Origin of the sequence: uncultured Comamonas sp. (assembly GCF_964277875.1) — a bacterium.
In the GTDB taxonomy this organism is placed as follows: Bacteria; Pseudomonadota; Gammaproteobacteria; order Burkholderiales; family Burkholderiaceae_C; genus Comamonas; species Comamonas sediminis.
Genome location: NZ_CAXYJV010000010.1, coordinates 115026 through 132418, shown reverse-complemented (window position 1 = coordinate 132418; position 17393 = coordinate 115026). Strand labels below are relative to the sequence as shown.

The following is a 17393-nucleotide window of genomic DNA, read 5'->3' as shown; positions in this document are numbered from 1 at the left end:
TCAGAGAATCTCCTGCAGCATGCGTTGCACGCCGGTCTGCCAGTCGGGCAAATCCAGCGCAAAGCGCTGCTGCAATTTGTGGGTGTTCAAACGGGAATTGTGGGGGCGGCGCGCGGGGGTCGGGAAGGCCGAGGTGTCGACCGCCTGCACCTCCTGCGCGGTCAAATTGAGCGCCGGGTTGATCTTGCGCGCGGTTTCCAGCACAAAGCGGGCATAGCGGTTCCAGGTGGTTTCGCCACCCGCCACCAGATGGTAGATGCCGCTCAGGTCTTCGCCCGACGCCATGGCCGTGCGCAGCGCATGCGCGGTCACATCAGCGATCAGATCAGCACCGGTAGGCGCTCCCCACTGGTCATCGATGACGGCCAGCTTGTCGCGCTCCTGCGCCAGGCGCAGCATGGTCTTGGCAAAGTTGCCGCCGCGCGCTGCATACACCCAGCTGGTGCGAAAGATCAGATGCTTCACGCCGCTGGCGGCGATCTGTTGCTCGCCTTCGAGCTTGGTCTGGCCGTAGACCGACAGCGGGCCGGTGGCCTGGTCCTCTTGCCAGGACTGGTTGCCACCGCCATCGAAGACATAGTCGGTGCTGTAATGCACCAACCAGGCGCCCAGTGCCTGGGCCTCACGCGCCAGCACGCCCACGGCCTCGGCATTGATGGTACGAGCTGCCCCGGGCTCGCTCTCGGCCTTGTCCACGGCGGTATAGGCAGCCGCATTGACGATCACATCGGGCGCCAGCGCCCGCACGGTCTCGGCCAGTGCCCCGGGGCGCAGCAGGTCACCGCACAGCGGGGTGCTGGCACGGTCCAGCGCCACCACTTCGCCCAGTGGCAGCAGGCTGCGTTGCAGCTCCCAACCGACCTGGCCGTTCTTGCCCAACAACAGTATTTTCATCGCATCGTCCTGTAAGGCGCCCTGGCACGCAGCTGCCCGGCACGCCTGCGTCCCGCCGTCAGGCGTACTGTTTGCTGACCCAGTCCTTGTAGTCACCCGACTGCACCTGGGCCACCCAGTCCTGGTGGTCCAGGTACCACTGCACGGTCTTGCGGATACCGCTGTCAAAGGTTTCTGCAGGCTTCCAGCCCAGCTCCTTTTCCAGCTTGCGCGCATCGATCGCATAGCGGCGGTCATGGCCGGGGCGGTCCTTCACATAGCTGATCTGCTCGGCGTAGGAGCGGCCATCGGCGCGTGGGCGCTGCGCATCGAGCAGGCTGCAGACATGCTTGACGATGTCGATATTGGGCATCTCGTTCCAGCCGCCCACGTTGTAGGTCTCACCCGGACGGCCCGCTTCCAGCACGCGGCGGATGGCGCTGCAGTGGTCCTTGACGTAGAGCCAGTCACGGATCTGCATGCCGTCGCCATAGACCGGCAGGTGCTTGCCGGCCAGCGCATTGACGATCATCAGCGGGATCAGCTTCTCGGGGAAATGGTAGGGGCCGTAGTTGTTCGAGCAGTTGGTGGTCAGCACCGGCAGGCCGTAGGTATGGAACCAGGCGCGCACCAGGTGGTCGCTGGCGGCCTTGCTGGCGCTGTAGGGGCTGTTGGGCTCGTAGTTATGGGTTTCGGTGAAGGCCGGGTCGTCCTTCTCCAGGCTGCCGTAGACCTCGTCGGTCGAGACATGCAGAAAGCGGAAACCGTCCTTGCGTTCACCTTCGAGGCCACTCCAGTAGGCGCGCGCGGCTTCAAGCAGGCGCAGGGTACCGACCACATTGGTCTGGATGAAATCTTCGGGGCCGTGGATCGAGCGGTCCACATGGCTCTCGGCCGCAAAGTGCACGATGGCACGCGGCTGGTGCTCGGCCAGCAGGCGGTCGAGCAGTGCGCGGTCACCGATGTCGCCATGCACAAATTGGTGGCGGCTGTCGCCCTGCAGGCTTGCAAGGTTATGCAGATTACCCGCGTAGGTCAGCTTGTCGAGATTGACCACCGGTTCATCGGAACCCGCCAGCCAGTCCAACACAAAATTCGAGCCGATAAAGCCGGCGCCTCCGGTGACGAGAATCATGGTCAGTACAGGTAGTTCAACAAATAACCGTCCATTATCGCATTGCCCTTCCGCCACACCGCCGGGCCTTGGCCCATCCAGGGGCTATCGCTGTAACCGCATGTGGATAAGTGTCAGGCCGCCGAACCAAAACGGCTGCGGGCAATATGCAGCAGGCCGTCAAAAATCAGGTTCTCGACCAGTTCAAAGGGCCGGGTCATGCTCGGCATCATCTTCCAGCCCGCACCGCCTGTCATCACACAGGCAGGCTCCTGCCCGCAGTGGGCGGTCACATGCTGCACCATGCGTTCGACCGCACCAGCGATCGCATAGGTGCCGCCGCTGGTCAGCGCATCGCTGGTATTGGTGGGGAACGGCCGCACCTCGCCGGTAGGCACATGCAGCCCGGCGGTGCCCGACTCCAGTGCCTTGAGCATGATGCCGTGGCCCGGCAGGATCAAACCGCCCAGAAACTTGCCATCGGCATCAATGGCTTCGACAGTGACCGCCGTACCCACCATGACCACGACCACCGGGCGCTGGCGCCCCTGGGCCAGCACATGGTGCCAGGCGCCCACCATCGCCACCCAGCGGTCCGTGCCCAGGCGGCTGGGGTGGTCGTAGCCATTGGTCAGGCCCGCCTCGGCGTTGGAGGACACCACCCAGTTCGGCGCCAGATCCCAGATGTCCATCTGCGCCTGCACGCGGCGGCGCACCACATCGCCAGCTACCACGCAGCCGAGCATGTGTTGCGGCTCCGGCAACTCGGCCCAGCTGCCCTCGGCCAGACGCTCGATGTTGTCCAAAAACTCCACGCCATGGGCCAGCACAGCGGCGCCAGGTTGTGCTGCGTCATACATCGCCCACTTGAGGCGTGTGTTCCCTACGTCGATGGCCAGAAAATGCATGGGCGGCATTATCGGCCTTTTTAGCCGCCGGCCTTGTTGCCCGTGCAACATCCGCGCGGCGCCAAGGATGAACGGCCTCTGCACTGTGAATTTTTTTCAAGCGGTTCTGTCCGACTTCATACCTTTGCCATTCCCCTATATATTGAACGCTTCCTGTAACCAACCCTCTAGGAGTCACCATGGGACTGTTCAGCTTTATCAAGGAAGCCGGTGAAAAATTGTTTGGCGGCAAAGAAGCTGCTGCTGCGAGCGCACCGCAAGACCTGAACGCGGCGGCAGGCGCGGCCATCGAAAAATACATCGGCACCCAGAACCTGGGCGTCTCCGATGTGAAGGTCGCCTTCGACGCTGGCAAGGTCACCGTGACGGGTGTGGCACCCACCCAGGCTGCCAAGGAAAAGGTCACGCTGTGCTGCGGCAACGTCTCCAGCGTCAGCGACGTGGATAACCAGATGACCGTCACCAACCCCGAGCCAGAAGCCAAGTACTACGATGTGGTCTCGGGCGACACGCTGTCGGGCATCTCGAAGAAGATGTACGGCGATGCCAACAAGTACATGACCATCTTTGAGGCCAACAAGCCGATGCTGAGCGACCCCAACAAGATCTACCCCGGCCAGAAGCTGCGTATTCCTGCGCTGTAATCCAGGCCCAGCCCTGAATCGAAAATCCCGCACACGGCTCGGCCGGTGCGGGATTTTTTTATCCAGGCTAGCAGGTCAGTGGCCCTGCGCCTGCTTGAAACGATCCACCAGCTGCCGCAAATCCTGCTCCGCCTTGTAGATGACGGCCAGGTATTCGTGGTTGTTGATGCCCCAGAGTGAGGAATCCATATCGGTGGTGTGGGCCACCAGGAAAGGCAAGGTAGTGACGACCCGCATCTGCGCGCGGCCCTGCAGGTAGCTGTCGATGGTGTTGGTGTGCGGATCGCGCATCGACGAATCCCACTGCGCCAGTGCCTCCAATGCAGGCTGCGCGTAGATGTTGTGCACCATGCTGGTCATGCGGTCCAGCACCACAAAGGTCTCGCCGTCCTGCTCCTGCACCTCCAGCACCTGGGTACCCGGGTGGATCTTAGCGATCAGGCCGGCAAAGATATCCCACTCGCCAGGATGCGCGTCCAACCAGCCATCAATGCGTGCCCGGCGCTGGGCATAGTCGGGCGGCATCTCGACATCGTCTTCCATGATCTCCAGCTGCGCCACCCCGGTCTGCAAAGCCTTGCGTGCCAGATACTGGTAGCTCATGGCACAGCCCAACCAGCCAGGGCTGTAACGCACGCCGTCAAACACTTTCACCTCCGTCTGCAGGCCCGGCAGGGTCTGCTCGATGAAATGCGCACGGCGGCGCACGGTCTCGGGCATGCTCAGTACCATGCAGCGGCCTGGCAAGGGTTGCGACGAGGTCAGCGCCTCCCACTGTGCGGTGTCAATCCGTCCCAGCGCATAGAGGGCGCGCAGCACCATGAATTCGAACTGCTGGCCGCTGCGGGCAAGCTCGTCTGCCAGCCCACGCTGCACCTGCCCGGGCGCCTGCGCTTGCAGCTGCAGCATCTCCTGCACCGCCTGCACCATCGCCTGGGCATCGCCCACCGGCGTCACCCGCAGCGCGGGGTTGTCCAGCAAGGCCGCATGCTGGTGGATATCGGCACTGCTCTCGGTCACCACCGGCGTGCCCAGGCTCAGGCACTCGTAGACCCGGGTGGTCTCCAGCAGCGCACCTTCGTAGTAGTGGATGTTGACGACCACCCGCGCCTGGCGCACCGCCTGGCGCAAGGCATCGCCAAACAGATTGCCTTCGATGCGCACCGAGAACTGGCGCTGCAGCGCCTGCAGCATCTCCTGGCGGCGCGGGGCGTTGACATCGCCATAGAACAGCACGTCGCAGCCCGGTTCCACCTCCGGCAAAGCCGGCTCGCCGCAGTCCTGCAGCAGCTGCGAATACGCGGCGACGCCACCGATCGGCACCAGGAAGGTGTGCGGGTAACGAATTCCCTTGGTCTCCAGAAAGGCCAGATTGGCCGGCGCATAGTCCCAGGCGGACAGCGAGTTTTCCAAAATCGCCAGGTACTCGTCAGTGAACCAGCGCGGACTCACGCTTTGCTCCATCTGGAAGACGATACGCCTCTCCCCCGGGGGCAGCTGCTTGAACATCTGTGGGCAGACCACGATGTACATGTCCAGCCCAAAGCCTTCGGGGGGCACATCCTGGAACAGGCTCACCTCAAAGCCCGCCTTGCGCAGCACCCGGGCCAGCGCATGCGCGACAAACTGCGTGTGCGCTGTCGCCAAAATGCCGTAATGGCGGTTGCTGCCGGGCAGCAGTGCTACTGCGGGTATAGGCGCGCCACCGGCCTGGCGCATCTTGCGGCGCAGCGCGTGGCGCACACGCCGAACCATGGCGGGCTCATAGGGCGCCAGTTTCTGCTTGATGCGGAACACGGCACGCTTGCATTTGCGCAGCAAATCGGTGAGCCGCCACAGCGGCGACAGCTGGCGCGCCAGCGCCTGCATCTGCTGGGTCTGCTGCTCGATCTGCCACTGCTTCTGGGTGAGGTCCTGCTGCAGTGCCAGCAGCTTGATGTCTTGCTGCTGCTGGCGCGCCGTCAGCCACTGGGCCTGGGCCTGGGCTTGCTCCAGCGCATTCTGGCTGTGCTGGGCCTGGGCCTGGGAGCCCTCCAGATGCGCACGCAGCTGCTCGCGCTCCAGCTCCAGGCTGCGGATATCGCCATCGAGCTTCTCGATCCAGCTGTGGCGCTGCTGGCCGGCCGTTTCCAGCGTCTGGATATGCTGCTGCCGATCACCCAGCGCATGCTGCAGCGCCATCATCTCGGCCTTGACCTCCAGCCGTGCTCCCAGCGCCGCAAACACCCGGCAGACCTCGCGCTGAAACACCGCATCACCGCGGTCACACAGCCGGCGCAGCAACGCAGGCTGCTGCGCGCCCACCAGCAGCACGCCCAGGCCATTGCTGTGCGGAAAGTGCAGGCTCGGGTAACGCCCCTCCAGCTCCGCCCAGAGCTGGTGCACGCCAAAGTCATCACGGTGCACATTGCTGTCGTGAAACAGCACCACGCCGCGCTCGCTCAGCTTGGGCAGCCAGGTCTCGAAATCATGGCGCACTGCCTCGTAAGTGTGCAGGCCATCGATATGCAGCACATCGACACTGCCATCGGCAAAGCTGGGCAGGGCTTCGTCAAAGCGCATGCGCATCAAGGTCGAGAACTGGGTGTAGTGCGGGTCATGGGCCTGGCGCAGGCTGGCATAAATGCGCTCGCCGTAGGCGCCGGCATGCGCATCGCCCTCCCAGGTGTCGACCGCATAGGCGCGCGTCATCAAGCCTTGCTCGGCAATGGCCTGGCAAAAAGCCAGGTAGGAGATGCCGGAATACGCCCCCAACTCCACCAGACTGCGCGGCTGCGCCACCGCCATCAGCCATGCGGCAAACGGAATATGCCCCGCCCAAGGCGCGGGGTGGGTCAGATGGTAGGGCTCCAACAAGGCGGCGGGAAGCAGCCAATCATAGTCGGCGCGTGCCTGCACCGGGAAGTCTGTCATACGGTTCATGGGGAAGAGGTTTCCTGTTGCGCCTGGCCGGCCTGCAGCACGATGGACCGCATCGGAATGCCAAGCAGACCGGTGGCCATGTTCGTGGATTCGGACTTGAAGTGCAGCGCATCCTGGATCCAGTGTTGCTGCACATGGTCGTGCTGCGAGCCATCGGCCAGCGCGACGTCGATCGCGTAATGGCCCACCGGCATCCGGGGCATGTCAAAACTGAACTCGGCCTGCAGGACCTGGCCGCTGCTACAGGCCACGGGCTGGCCCAGATAGCTCAAATAGCTGTTGTCGCCAAAAACCGCCTGGCCGGTGCGGTCCTTGACCACAAAGCCGACGATGGGCGAAGCCAGGGGCTGGTGGCACTGCGCCTGAATGCGCAAGACCACCGGCTCACCCCCCACCACCCAGTGCAAGGGTCGCTGCTGCGTATCCATCAGCCAGGCGCCAGTGATGCGAGCGCCACCCAGGCCGAACGAAGGCGCCTCGGGGTTGAAGCGAAACACCTCAATGTCATTGCGCAGCGGCTCTGCGCGGAAGAAATCGCGCCGCTGGTCATGCCAGGGCAGGCTGGCGTCGAACACAGGTGCTGCTGGTGGCGCTGCTGCCGCCGGGCCACTGCCCTGCTCGGCCTCATAGCAGGCCTGCATGTAGCGGTCGCAGACCTCCTTGGTCGGTCCGATCTGCATCACCTGGCCCTTGTCGATCCAGACCACGCGGTCGCACAGGCTCTTGATGGCAGCCGTATCGTGGCTGACAAAAAGCAAGGTGCCCCGCTCCATGAAGCTGCGCAGAAAACGCATGCACTTCTGGGTGAACACCGCATCGCCCACCGCCAGTGCCTCGTCGACCACCAGGATATCGGCGTCCACATGCGCAATCACCGCAAAGGCCAGCCGCACATACATGCCGCTGGAATAGGTCTTGACCGGCTGGTCGATGAACTCGCCAATATCGGCAAAGGCGGCAATCGAGTCAAAGCGCTCGGCGATCTGTGCATCGCTCAGCCCCAGCAGTGCCGCGTTCATCACCACATTGTCCCGGCCCGAGAACTCGGGGTTGAAGCCGGCGCCCAGCTCCAGCAGCGCGGCGATGCGGCCGTGGGTGGTCACCGCGCCGCAGCTGGGCGCCAAGGTGCCGCAGACCATCTGCAAGAAGGTGGATTTGCCCGAGCCATTGCGGCCGATGATGCCAATGGTCTCACCCCTGGCCACCTGCAGGTCCAGCCCGCGCAGCGCCCAAAACTCCCGGTGGTAGGGCTTGGCCTCACGCCCCAGCAGGCGCGAGAGGCGCGGCATCACAAACTGCCGCAAGCGGTCGCCGGGCGCGTCATAGATATGGAAGCACTTGCCCAGGCCCTGTACGTCCAGTGCCAGAGATTCAGAGGACATCGGCAAATCCCTTGCGCGTCTTCTGGAACCAGGCGAAGCCCAGCCAGGCCACCAGGCTGCAGGCCAGCATGCTGATCGCCCAGCCGGTCCAGTCCGGCATGCGGCCCCAGATCAGCACGGCGCGCGTCTGTTCAATGAAAAAAGTCAGCGGATTGAGCCACATCGCGGTTTGAAAGCTGGCAGGCAGTGCATGCACCGGGAAGAAAATCGGCGAGATGAACATCAGCATGGTCGTCATCACGCCGGTGATCTGCTTGAGATCGCGGGCAAATACACCCAGCGACGCAAAGAACCAGCCCACGCCGACACTGAGCAGCACCAAGGGCATCCAGACCACCGGCAGCAGCACGGCGGTCAGCGGGATCTTGCCATTGAGCACCAAAAGCGCCACCAGCAGTACCGCAAGGCTGGCCAGCGCCTGGAACAGGGCCGAGCAGACGGCCACCACCACCAGAATCTCCAGCGGGAACACCACGCGCTTGACGTAGTTCACATTGGCCAGCACCAGATGGGGCGCGCGGTTGAGCACATCGGAAAACAGTCCGTAGACGATCAGTCCGGCAAACAGCACCATCGCGAACTGGGTCTTGGACTCCGGCCCCTCACCCCAGCGCGCCTTGAACACCACGGAGAACACGAAGGTGTAGATCACCAGCATGGACAGCGGTATCAGCACCGCCCACAGCCATCCGCCTAGCGATCCCTTGAAGCGCTCACTCACTTCACGACGCGTCATCTTGACCACCAGCGGCCAGTGCACACGCACGCTATCCACCAATGCGCGCGCAGAGGCGGCGCTGCCTACACCGACAGTCAATGTGTCACTCCATCCATCATGAGGCGGACAAGTTTACAGGGTCAGCCGTATTCCGACTGCCTCGCAAGCAGCCCGGTTACAAGCAGCGACGATTACGGCGCTCATTGGGACCAGGGCAAACCCTGGTAACGCCAGCCCCCGAGCTGCCCGCGTTGACCTTGGGCATTCGCATCGCCCTCAAAGCCCTGCAGGATGTTGTAGGCCTCCAGCCCCAACTGGCTGGCGCGCTGCGCCGCCGCTACCGAGCGCACCCCGCTGCGGCACAGCAGCACGATCTTGGCGCCCGGCGCCCGCTGGGCCAGTGCCAGCAGTTGGGCATCGAAATCGGGGTTCATCGCCATATCCGGCCACTGCTTCCAGGCAATGGCTACGGCGCCGGGCACCTGCCCGACCCAGGCACGTTCTGCATCCGTGCGCACATCGACCAGCACGGCCTGCTGGTTTTGCACCCAGTGCCAGGCCAGCCGGGCACCAATATCACCGGCATAGCCATTGGCAGGCACGATGGTCTGCTGTTCTGCGGTCAAGCTCATAGACACCTCTTCAATAGTGCGGGTAGGTCCAGCCCCGCTACGCTGCCCGGTCCCAGGGCGGGGCCGGCATGTCCTTCAGTTGCTGGCGCAGCGCGCGGTGGTCAGGCACCACCTCGGCCACGGTGTCCCAAAAACGGGGGCTGTGGTCCATCACCCGCAAATGGGCCAGCTCATGGGCCACCACATAGTCGATGACGGCCGGCGCATAGTGCATCAGCCGCCAGTTCAGCCGGATCGATCCATCGGACTTGGCGCTGCCCCAGCGCGTCTCGGCACTCGACAGGCGCAAGCTGGTGTAGTGCACCCCCAGCAGCGGCGCAAAATGGGCCAGCCGCGCCAGGAAATGCTGACGTGCACTCTGGATGAACCAGGCCTGCACCAGATCACGAATCTGCGTGCGCCCCGCACTGGGAGGCAGCGCCAGGTACAGGCGCGAGGGCGAGCCCGGCACGTCTTCCTCGACCCGCCAGACCGCCCCCGAGCGCGCCACGCGCTGCTCACTGTCCACCACCAGTTGCAGTGGCTGCCCTAGAAACGGCAGGCTGGCGCCGTCTTCCCACTGGATGCTGGCGCTCAGGCTGCTGGCACGCCGCTGCTGCATTTCGGCGATCTTGCGCACAATCCAGCCGGCCTTGTCCTGCAGCGCTTCGTCAATGCCCGGTTGCGTCACCCAGCGCGGCGCACGCACGACCAACCCGTCTTCGCTCACCACAAAGCCAATGCTGCGCCGCTTGGCGCGCTGGAGCAAGTAGGCCACCCGCTGGCCTTGCAACAGAATGCTGCGATTGGCAGCGGGGTGCGCCTGCAAGGAGGCCGGTGCTGCCGGGGCTGCGGGGCGGGCGACCGGTGCGGGAGGCGGCACTGGCAGGCGCAGCGGAGGCGCCGCAGGCGCGGAATCGGGCAGTGACACCGGCCTGGCATCCGCTATCGCCGCGGCCGCTGGAGGCGGTGGCGGCACCGGCGCTGCAGCGGCAGCCGGCTCGCTGCGCTCCCACAGGTCCAGCGCCATCTGCACCAGGCGACGCACATCAACCATGGCCATACCCCGTTCTGCGGCAGAACCTCAGCAAGGCGCGCTCAGCGGCGGACACAGCAGCCATTGTCCTTTAGTGGGCGGCCGCACCCGGCCCGGCAGCTGCGGACGGTGCCGCCGCCACTGCCGTTGCAGGCGCCTGCAGCGCAGGCTTGCCCACATAGGCCTCCGGGTCCAGGCGGCGCATTTCGGACTCGATCCAGTACTCCACCTCCGCCATCAACTCATCATGCTTGCGGCCCTGGCTGTCGATAGGCTTGCCGACGGACACATCGACAATGCCTGGCGTCTTGACAAAAGCCTTGCGCGGCCAGCATTTGGCAGAGGTCACCGCAATCGGCACCACCCGGGCACCGGCCATGATCGCCAGGCGTGTCGCGCCCGTCTTGTACTCGCCGCTTTCACCGCGAGCAATGCGCGTGCCTTCGGGGAACATAATCACCCAGATGCCCAGGCCCAGCAGGCGCTTGCCCTGCTCCACCACCTTGTGGAACGCGCGGCTGCCGTCCTTGCGGTCGATATGGATCATGTCCAGGCTGCCGATGGACCAGCCAAAGAAAGGAATCTTCAGCAACTCCTTTTTGAACACATAGGCCAGCGGCGTCGGCATGATGGCGGGCATCAGAAAGGTCTCAAAGGTCGACTGGTGCTTGCACAGCAGCACCACACCCTTGTCACTGCCGGGCTGGCCGGCGACGGGCAGATTCTCCATGCCCTGGGTGCGCACCCGAATGCCGCAGAACCAGCCAGCGCTGTCTGCCGACAGCTTGAGCCAGCGGCGCGCCACTGCATAACGGGCCCGGCTGCTGGCACCGCACACCCGCAGCAGCAGGATGGTCAGGGTGTAGGGGATCACCGTCAGGCTCATGAAGAGCGTGTGCAGAATCGATCGGATCAGAGACATGGAGCAAGTAGGAAAGCAGGGAGAACGCAAAAAGTCGGGACTTCGGCTGGCAATGTCGGCAGGCCCAACTGCAAGCCAGGAACCGGCGCAGCTGCATCATGCAGCAAGCGCTGGACCGATGCGTTGGCACGTGCATCAGCGGGATCAGGACAGCGGTCGGCCCTGCCCGCCAGGGAACGGCTGTGAATCATATCGGAAGCTGAAGCCCCCGTGCGCTGCAAATGCAGCTGACGCGCAGCGCATGCTTGCGGAAGTTCCCGTTGAAGCACTATTTTTTCCAATGCCATCAAAGAATTGCAGTGGATAACTCAGCTGTTTAACGAGAAATTGTGGATAAGCGCAGCGGGGTCTGGATCCCGCTCAGGCCCGGGCACCGCACCGGAGCAAGCACTTATACACACAATGTGGAAAGCAGGCCCTTTAGCACAATATCCTGCGGCTATCGGGCGCATGCAGCGAACAAAAAATATAACCCAATGAAAGATATATATAAAAAAATTTTGCCAGCGCTTATGCCAAGCCATTGGACAATGTGTGGTAATTCTGATCCAGATCAGACAGCCGATATTTCAACAAAGTTATCCACAGAAATCGAAGCCAGCTATTGATTTCTCTTGTGATTTGCCTTGTGTATAAGTTCTTTGGTTTGTTACCGGGTGGCCGTACCCCCGGGCGCAATCAGGATAAACACCGTACTGGAAGGCTCGGGCACCTGTGTGAACTGGGGCAGTGCCATGCCGGGCCAGTCGCTACACTCGGAGCTCCCCCGCACCACCGATCCTTGCGCCTTGATTCTGCTGTCCATCGCCGTCCACACGCCCGCCTACAGCGCCATCAGCGCGGCCAGTGAACTGCTCACCTACTGCGCCGACCAGCCACTGCCCCCCGGCACCCTGGTGCGGGTGCCCCTGGGCAAGCGGGAAGTGATGGGGGTCGTCTGGGGCATCGACACCGCTTTTGCTGGCGACCCGGAAAAGATCAAGCCCATCACCGCAGTGCTCGAAGCCATCGCCCCCTTGCCCGAAAGTTGGCTGCGTTTAGTGCACTTTGCGGCCCGTTATTACCAACGCAGTTTGGGTGAAATGGCGATTGCAACGCTGCCTCCGGCGTTGCGAGACCTGACCGTGGAGCAATGGGCGCGGCGCCTCAAACGCAAGAAAAAGGCTCCGAGCGGTGATATCGCTGCTGACCAAGCCCTGGCCTTGAGCCAGGAGCAGATGGAAGTTTGTACCCAGATAGATAAAAATACAGGACCTTTTCTGCTTTTTGGCAGCACGGGCAGCGGAAAGACCGAGGTCTATCTGCACCAGGCGCAGGCCTTGTTGCAGCGCGATCCCCGCGCCCAGGTCCTGGTGATGGTGCCGGAAATCAACCTCACGCCGCAACTGGAAGCGCGGTTCCAGGCGCGCTTTTCAGCGACGCTGGGCCCCGACGCGGTCGTCAGCATGCACAGCGGGATGACCGCAGCGCAGCGCCTCAAAAGCTGGCTCGCCGCCCACACCGGCCAGGCCCGCATCGTGCTGGGCACGCGCATGGCCGTGTTTGCCTCCATGCCGCATCTGCAGCTGCTGATCGTCGATGAAGAACATGACGCTAGCTACAAGCAGCAGGAAGGGGCGCGTTACTCGGCACGCGACCTGGCCATCTGGCGCGGCCATGACCTGCAAGCCCAGGTGATCCTCGGCTCGGCCACCCCGTCGCTCGAGAGCTGGTGGGCCAGCCGCCCTGCCAGCGGCAAGGATGCGGGCGGCCGCTACCTGCGGCTGGCCATGCCCAGCCGCATTGGCGCCGGGCAGATGCCCCGGCTGCGCCTCGTCGATATGCGCCAGCAGCCGCGCCAGACACTGTTCTCACCCGCGCTTGTGCAAGCCATCACGCAGCGCGTGGAGCGCGGCGAGCAAGCGCTGGTGCTGCTCAACCGGCGCGGATTTGCGCCCGTGCTGTTCTGCGGTGACTGCGGGTGGAAAAGCGATTGCCCGCACTGCAGCGCGCACCAGGTCTTCCACAAGGTGGACCGTACGCTGCGCTGCCACCACTGCGGTTACAGCCAGCGCGTGCCACTGGCCTGCCCCAGCTGTGGCAACCCGGACATCCTGCCGCTGGGCAAAGGCACCGAGCAGCTCGAAGAAGCACTCGAGCGCCTGCTGCGCAATGTGCAGCGCCCCGACAGCCAGCCGGCCCGCATCGCCCGCATCGATGCCGACACCACCAAGGCAAAAGGCGCGCTGGCAGAAAAAATGGCTGATGTGCATGCCGGCGATGTCGATGTGCTGGTCGGCACGCAAATGGTCGCCAAGGGCCATGATTTCCGGCGCGTGACCCTGGTCGCCGCCGTGCAGCCCGATGATGCGCTGATGTCCAGCGACTTTCGTGCGCCCGAGCGGCTGTTCTCGCTGCTGCTGCAGGCCGCCGGCCGCGCCGGGCGCGATGCCGCCTATGTCGCCGCCCAGGGCAGCGCGGTGGAGATGTGGCTGCAGACGCAGCAGCCCGAGCATGCCGTCTACCAGGCCCTGCGCCAGTGGGACTACAGCGGCTTTGCCGCCCAGCAGCTCCAGGAGCGGCGCGATGCAGCCATGCCCCCGTTTGCCCACCAGGCCATCATCCGCGCTGATGCCCGCTCGCAACAGGAAGCCCAGGCCTTTTTGCGCGCCGCTTCGGAGCTGGCGCAGAGCCAGCAGCTGCTGGAAGGCAGCGAGGTCTTTGTCTACCCGCCGATTCCGCTGTCCATGCAGCGGGTCGCCAACGTGGAGCGGGCCCAGATGCTGATCGAAAGTCCGTCACGCAAGGCCTTGCAGCAGTTCCTGCGTGCCTGGCAGCCCTGCCTGCACTGGTTGCGCGCGCACCCGGAGCACAAGGGTCTGGTGCGCTGGCTGGTCGATGTCGACCCTCAGGCCATCTGAAACGCGGCGCAGCGCCCTCAGACCAGCCAGCTGACCGCCGCCGAAAAGCTGACAAAGGCCAGCGCGGTGCTGACCAGGATGATGTGCGCAATGCGCCCATTGTGGGCGCCATAGCGTCCGGCCAGCAGGGTGACATTGCTGGCGCTCGGCAATGCCGCCACCAGCGCCACGACCAGCAACGCAAAGCGGTTGATCGGCAGCCCTGCGGCGATGGCGGCGTGGCCCAGGCCCAGCACCAGCAGCGGATGCACGAAGAGCTTGACCAGCGCCAGCGGCACATAGCTGGCGGGCGTGGCGTGCTCTTCTTCCACCATCTTGGAGCGGGCCAGCACCGCGCCCACGGCAAACAACGCCACCGGTGTCGCAGCGCTGCCCAGCAGGCCAGCGGTCTGGTCCAGCGCCTGGGGCAGCTTCCACTCCATGAACGAGGCCAGCGCGCCCAGCAAGATGGCCCAGGGCATGGGGTTGGTGAGCACGCCTTTGAGCGCCTTGAGCAACGCTGCCCGCGCATTGCCTGCGGCGCCATCCATGCGCGACAGTGCCAGGCACAGCGAGGTGGTGAACACCATGTCCACCAGCATGGTCACGATCGCCGGGCCGGCTGCCGCTTCGCCCAGCAGCGCCACCAGGAGCGGCAGGCCCATGAAACCGGTATTGGGAAAGGCCGTCACCAGGGCGCCAAAGGCACTGTTGTTCCAGTCCATGCCGCGCAGGCGCGCGCCCGCCACGCAGCCGGCCACCAGCAGCAACTGGCACAGCACATACAGCAGCAGAATGGGCAGGTTCATCAGTTGCGCAAAGGGCAGCGATGAGCCGGCCTTGTACAGCATGCAAGGCAGCGCAAAGTACAGCACAAAGGCATTCACGCCGGCAATCGCTGGCAGCGGGAAGATGCCGCGCCGCGTGGCCGCAAAGCCGCACAGCACCAGCGCAAAGAATGGAAAGGTGACGAGGAAGACGGACAGCACAGCTCGATTGTGCCCAGAATGCGCCAGCGCAGATGTAGCGAGAGGGACCGGCAGCGATGCGCCCGCCCCCTAAAAGAAAAGACCGGCCATACGCAGGGTCGGTCTTGTCAGGCGCTGATCCGGCAGAAAGCCGTATCAGCGCCTGGAACGATCTTAAAACCTAGATCGTCACCAGCTTTTCCACTTCCGCGCATTTGCGCCGGGCCAGTGCCAGGTTGCTGCGCTGCTTGTCCAGCACCAGGTACAGGAACAGGCCTTCCTTCTGCGCTACCGGGCGGATGATGTGGTATTGCGAGCCCAACGTGATCAGGATGTCGTCGATGGAGTCCTGCAGCCCCAGCGATTTCATCGTCTTGAGCTTGGCCCGCACCACCTCGGTGTTGCCCGCCGCTGCCAGCTCCAGATCCAGACCGGATCCCGCACTGCCCAGCAGCATGCCGCTGCCACTGTCGACCAATGCGGCGCACATCGCGCCATCGACCGTCAAAAGTTGCGTCAACGCTTCTTGAACCGATGCCATCTCACTCCCCCTTTGCACACTGGCGGATTATCGTGACCACTGCAGGCGGCCAGTGCGGCGCCCCAGCGGTTATCCACAGCCGGGGCCTGGAACGGCCCCACGCTGTCAGACTTTATTCATCTCGGCGCCCACCTCGGCGGCTGCCCACAGCACACGACCGAGGATCGCATTGGTATCGAGCACCATGCACAGGATGCAAGGAAACTCGGAGGTGACCGACTGGAACACGACCACGCCGGTCTCGGTCTCAAAGGTCAGCCGCTTGCAGCCGGTGTGGTTGATCTCCCGGCCCACGGCACGAGCCATCGCCATCAGAGATCCCGCCATCGCCGACAGGCGATTGAGCTGCAGCTCGCTGTTGGTGCGCAACGACGCAATTTCAAATCCATCGGGCGTACTCAGCAGTGCCACGCGTACACCATCAACAGGGCCAATATACCTATCAAGGGCCTGCTGGCCTGCCTTGACGACCTGGGCAGGGATCAGAGGTTGAGATGCAGTCATGAATTCTCGCTTTGCAGAGACAGCATGGAAACAAGGACGCTCATCGCATCCAGCAGCTGCCCACGGTCGCGTGGATCGGCTTCCAGAACGGGAATCACCCCATGGCCCGCAGAATACACGCCTTGGGCGAATGTTTCAATTTGTTGTGTTGTTGCCGGACGTGCGCTCAGCACCAGCGCAACAGGTGGGCGCGGCAGCTGCCGGATTTCGTCCAGGATGCGGTTGGTCTCGGCCAGACTGTTGGGGCTGTTCACATCGGTCATGATGAACACACCCATCGACACGGACAGCACCCATTGGCGCACAAAGCTGAAACGCTCCTGGCCCGGGCAACCGCAGATCTGCACCACTTCGCCACCGCCCAGATCGATCTCGCCGAACTCGGTGCCGACCGTGGTGAGCTCCTTGCTATGGGCGGCCAGATCCAGGTTGCGGACATCGGAGCTGGACATCAGCGCACCGCACAGTGAGCGCACTGCGGTCGTCTTGCCAATGCCCATGGGCCCGCACAGCGCAATGCGCGGCATCTTGTGCGGCCCTGTTCCGCCTGATTCTTGGTTCATCCCGGCTTACCTCCCCCTCGTATCCATCGCCCTAAACGGCTGAGCAATCCTTTGGAGTGTAGCGGCTCGCGGGGATGGGAGGGGGAAGAAGCGGCGGGAATTGCCGGAAGCGCGACGCCGCGCAGTACGCCGCGGCGGCCCAGCTCCACCAGCAGGCCTCGCGCCACCATCGTATCGAGCCCGCTGTGCAGACACAGCTGGGCAATGGACACGGGTTCACGCGACAGCAGGGCCAGCGCACGGATGCAGGCCCCGGTATTGAAAGGTGCGCCTACGGATACCCAGGATTTGAGCTGGTAGCGGAACTCCTGTGGGGTAGCAGCGGCTGGCTGCGCAGCGGCCTGCTCCGACTCCTTGCGCATGACCTTGTTGCGCGCATCCCAGTCGAGCAGGAAGACTGCCGCACGGTCGAACATGTCGATCAGATCGCTCAAGGTGTAGTTCGCATCGAGCCGGCCCACCCAGGTGGCACCGTCGAGCATCGCGGTCTTGACCTGTCCGATGCAGACGACGCAGGGCGCCTTGCCCAGCGACGAGATCGCATCGGCCATGCCCTGGTCCAGCACAATCAGCTGGGCGCGATCCCGCGGCACTTCCTTCCATGGGAGCACCGATTTGCGCGACGCCACGCCATACAGCTGCTCAAAGCGGTGGCGGCTGTTGGGAGTGAGCAATTCTGCGGAAATACCGGCGGTCTGCATGGCGATTAATTTACACTTTTATTGTCTTAATTTATAAGGTTTGCCACTTGGCAGAAGCAATGCTATCGGCATTCTAGAAGCTTGCTCGTCAGACGCAAGCTTTTCTC

Annotated in this window: 16 protein-coding genes; 2 read left to right on the top strand and 14 right to left on the bottom strand. The window is 63.7% G+C overall.

The genetic code is table 11. The features are described from left to right. The 3 genes from rfbD to ACHWUQ_RS05390 all read right to left on the bottom strand — a co-directional run bounded on the left by rfbD (position 1) and on the right by ACHWUQ_RS05390 (position 2895). On the bottom strand, positions 1-990 hold the full coding sequence (gene rfbD / locus ACHWUQ_RS05400) for a dTDP-4-dehydrorhamnose reductase (protein ID WP_394680537.1): 990 nt from the start codon (positions 988-990) through the stop codon (positions 1-3). Next, positions 953-2008 (bottom strand): dTDP-glucose 4,6-dehydratase, encoded by a 1056-nt coding sequence (rfbB, locus tag ACHWUQ_RS05395; protein ID WP_394680536.1) that lies wholly within the window; start codon positions 2006-2008, stop codon positions 953-955. Before rfbB ends, rfbD begins: the two co-directional genes overlap by 38 nt. A 113-nt stretch (positions 2009-2121) precedes the next feature. After that, complete coding sequence (locus ACHWUQ_RS05390; RefSeq protein ID WP_239810563.1) at positions 2122-2895, bottom strand: type III pantothenate kinase; 774 nt, start codon at positions 2893-2895, stop codon at positions 2122-2124. A 179-nt stretch (positions 2896-3074) separates the two neighbouring features. On the opposite strand from ACHWUQ_RS05390, the gene lysM reads away from it, so the two are divergent. Then, positions 3075-3539 (top strand): peptidoglycan-binding protein LysM, encoded by a 465-nt coding sequence (gene lysM, locus ACHWUQ_RS05385; RefSeq protein ID WP_239810562.1) that lies wholly within the window; start codon positions 3075-3077, stop codon positions 3537-3539. A gap of 75 nt (positions 3540-3614) precedes the next feature. On the opposite strand, the gene ACHWUQ_RS05380 is transcribed toward lysM, so the two are convergent. The 6 genes from ACHWUQ_RS05380 to ACHWUQ_RS05355 form a co-directional block, all read right to left on the bottom strand. After that, positions 3615-6461 carry a class I SAM-dependent methyltransferase gene (locus ACHWUQ_RS05380; RefSeq protein ID WP_394680535.1) on the bottom strand — a complete coding sequence of 949 codons (2847 nt, stop codon included), beginning with the start codon at positions 6459-6461 and terminating at the stop codon, positions 3615-3617. Beyond that, positions 6458-7843 carry an ABC transporter ATP-binding protein gene (locus tag ACHWUQ_RS05375; RefSeq protein ID WP_394680534.1) on the bottom strand — a complete coding sequence of 462 codons (1386 nt, stop codon included), beginning with the start codon at positions 7841-7843 and terminating at the stop codon, positions 6458-6460. Before ACHWUQ_RS05375 ends, ACHWUQ_RS05380 begins: the two co-directional genes overlap by 4 nt. Beyond that, positions 7833-8579, bottom strand: a complete 747-nt coding sequence (locus tag ACHWUQ_RS05370) for an ABC transporter permease (protein ID WP_373450657.1) — start codon at positions 8577-8579, stop codon at positions 7833-7835. The genes ACHWUQ_RS05375 and ACHWUQ_RS05370 overlap by 11 nt, the downstream gene beginning before the upstream one ends. Positions 8580-8761: 182 nt before the next feature. Continuing rightward, a complete protein-coding gene (locus ACHWUQ_RS05365) occupies positions 8762-9193 on the bottom strand; it encodes a rhodanese-like domain-containing protein (protein ID WP_239810558.1) in 432 nt (143 codons plus the stop codon). A 37-nt stretch (positions 9194-9230) separates the two neighbouring features. Further along, positions 9231-10220, bottom strand: a complete 990-nt coding sequence (locus ACHWUQ_RS05360; protein ID WP_373450658.1) for a M48 family metallopeptidase — start codon at positions 10218-10220, stop codon at positions 9231-9233. Positions 10221-10299: 79 nt separating this feature from the next. Further along, positions 10300-11130 carry a lysophospholipid acyltransferase family protein gene (locus tag ACHWUQ_RS05355; protein ID WP_394680533.1) on the bottom strand — a complete coding sequence of 277 codons (831 nt, stop codon included), beginning with the start codon at positions 11128-11130 and terminating at the stop codon, positions 10300-10302. 734 nt (positions 11131-11864) lie between these two features. Between ACHWUQ_RS05355 and priA the strand changes: the two genes are divergently transcribed. Next, complete coding sequence (priA, locus tag ACHWUQ_RS05350) at positions 11865-14030, top strand: primosomal protein N' (RefSeq protein ID WP_394680562.1); 2166 nt, start codon at positions 11865-11867, stop codon at positions 14028-14030. 17 nt (positions 14031-14047) lie between these two features. Here priA and ACHWUQ_RS05345 read toward each other — a convergent pair whose 3' ends face one another. From ACHWUQ_RS05345 to ACHWUQ_RS05325, 5 genes are all read right to left on the bottom strand, one after another. Further along, entirely contained in the window at positions 14048-14998 is a 951-nt protein-coding gene (locus ACHWUQ_RS05345; RefSeq protein ID WP_394680532.1) for an AEC family transporter, read from the bottom strand. A 160-nt stretch (positions 14999-15158) separates the two neighbouring features. Continuing rightward, positions 15159-15518, bottom strand: a complete 360-nt coding sequence (locus ACHWUQ_RS05340; protein ID WP_239810554.1) for a hypothetical protein — start codon at positions 15516-15518, stop codon at positions 15159-15161. A 105-nt stretch (positions 15519-15623) separates the two neighbouring features. Beyond that, on the bottom strand, positions 15624-16022 hold the full coding sequence (locus ACHWUQ_RS05335) for a roadblock/LC7 domain-containing protein (protein WP_239810553.1): 399 nt from the start codon (positions 16020-16022) through the stop codon (positions 15624-15626). After that, on the bottom strand, positions 16019-16585 hold the full coding sequence (locus tag ACHWUQ_RS05330) for a GTPase (RefSeq protein ID WP_312417031.1): 567 nt from the start codon (positions 16583-16585) through the stop codon (positions 16019-16021). Before ACHWUQ_RS05330 ends, ACHWUQ_RS05335 begins: the two co-directional genes overlap by 4 nt. After that, positions 16582-17259, bottom strand: a complete 678-nt coding sequence (locus tag ACHWUQ_RS05325) for a hypothetical protein (RefSeq protein ID WP_394680531.1) — start codon at positions 17257-17259, stop codon at positions 16582-16584. The genes ACHWUQ_RS05330 and ACHWUQ_RS05325 overlap by 4 nt, the downstream gene beginning before the upstream one ends. Positions 17260-17393: the final 134 nt, after the last annotated feature.

Coding starts and splice junctions, on each gene's coding strand:
- rfbB (WP_394680536.1), bottom strand. CDS start 2,008: ATGATTCTCGTCACCGGAGGCGCCGGCTTTATCGGCTCGAATTTTGTG.
- ACHWUQ_RS05390 (WP_239810563.1), bottom strand. CDS start 2,895: ATGCATTTTCTGGCCATCGACGTAGGGAACACACGCCTCAAGTGGGCG.
- lysM (WP_239810562.1), top strand. CDS start 3,075: ATGGGACTGTTCAGCTTTATCAAGGAAGCCGGTGAAAAATTGTTTGGC.
- ACHWUQ_RS05380 (WP_394680535.1), bottom strand. CDS start 6,461: ATGAACCGTATGACAGACTTCCCGGTGCAGGCACGCGCCGACTATGAT.
- ACHWUQ_RS05375 (WP_394680534.1), bottom strand. CDS start 7,843: ATGTCCTCTGAATCTCTGGCACTGGACGTACAGGGCCTGGGCAAGTGC.
- ACHWUQ_RS05370 (WP_373450657.1), bottom strand. CDS start 8,579: ATGACGCGTCGTGAAGTGAGTGAGCGCTTCAAGGGATCGCTAGGCGGA.
- ACHWUQ_RS05365 (WP_239810558.1), bottom strand. CDS start 9,193: ATGAGCTTGACCGCAGAACAGCAGACCATCGTGCCTGCCAATGGCTAT.
- ACHWUQ_RS05355 (WP_394680533.1), bottom strand. CDS start 11,130: ATGTCTCTGATCCGATCGATTCTGCACACGCTCTTCATGAGCCTGACG.
- priA (WP_394680562.1), top strand. CDS start 11,865: ATGCCGGGCCAGTCGCTACACTCGGAGCTCCCCCGCACCACCGATCCT.
- ACHWUQ_RS05340 (WP_239810554.1), bottom strand. CDS start 15,518: ATGGCATCGGTTCAAGAAGCGTTGACGCAACTTTTGACGGTCGATGGC.
- ACHWUQ_RS05335 (WP_239810553.1), bottom strand. CDS start 16,022: ATGACTGCATCTCAACCTCTGATCCCTGCCCAGGTCGTCAAGGCAGGC.
- ACHWUQ_RS05330 (WP_312417031.1), bottom strand. CDS start 16,585: ATGAACCAAGAATCAGGCGGAACAGGGCCGCACAAGATGCCGCGCATT.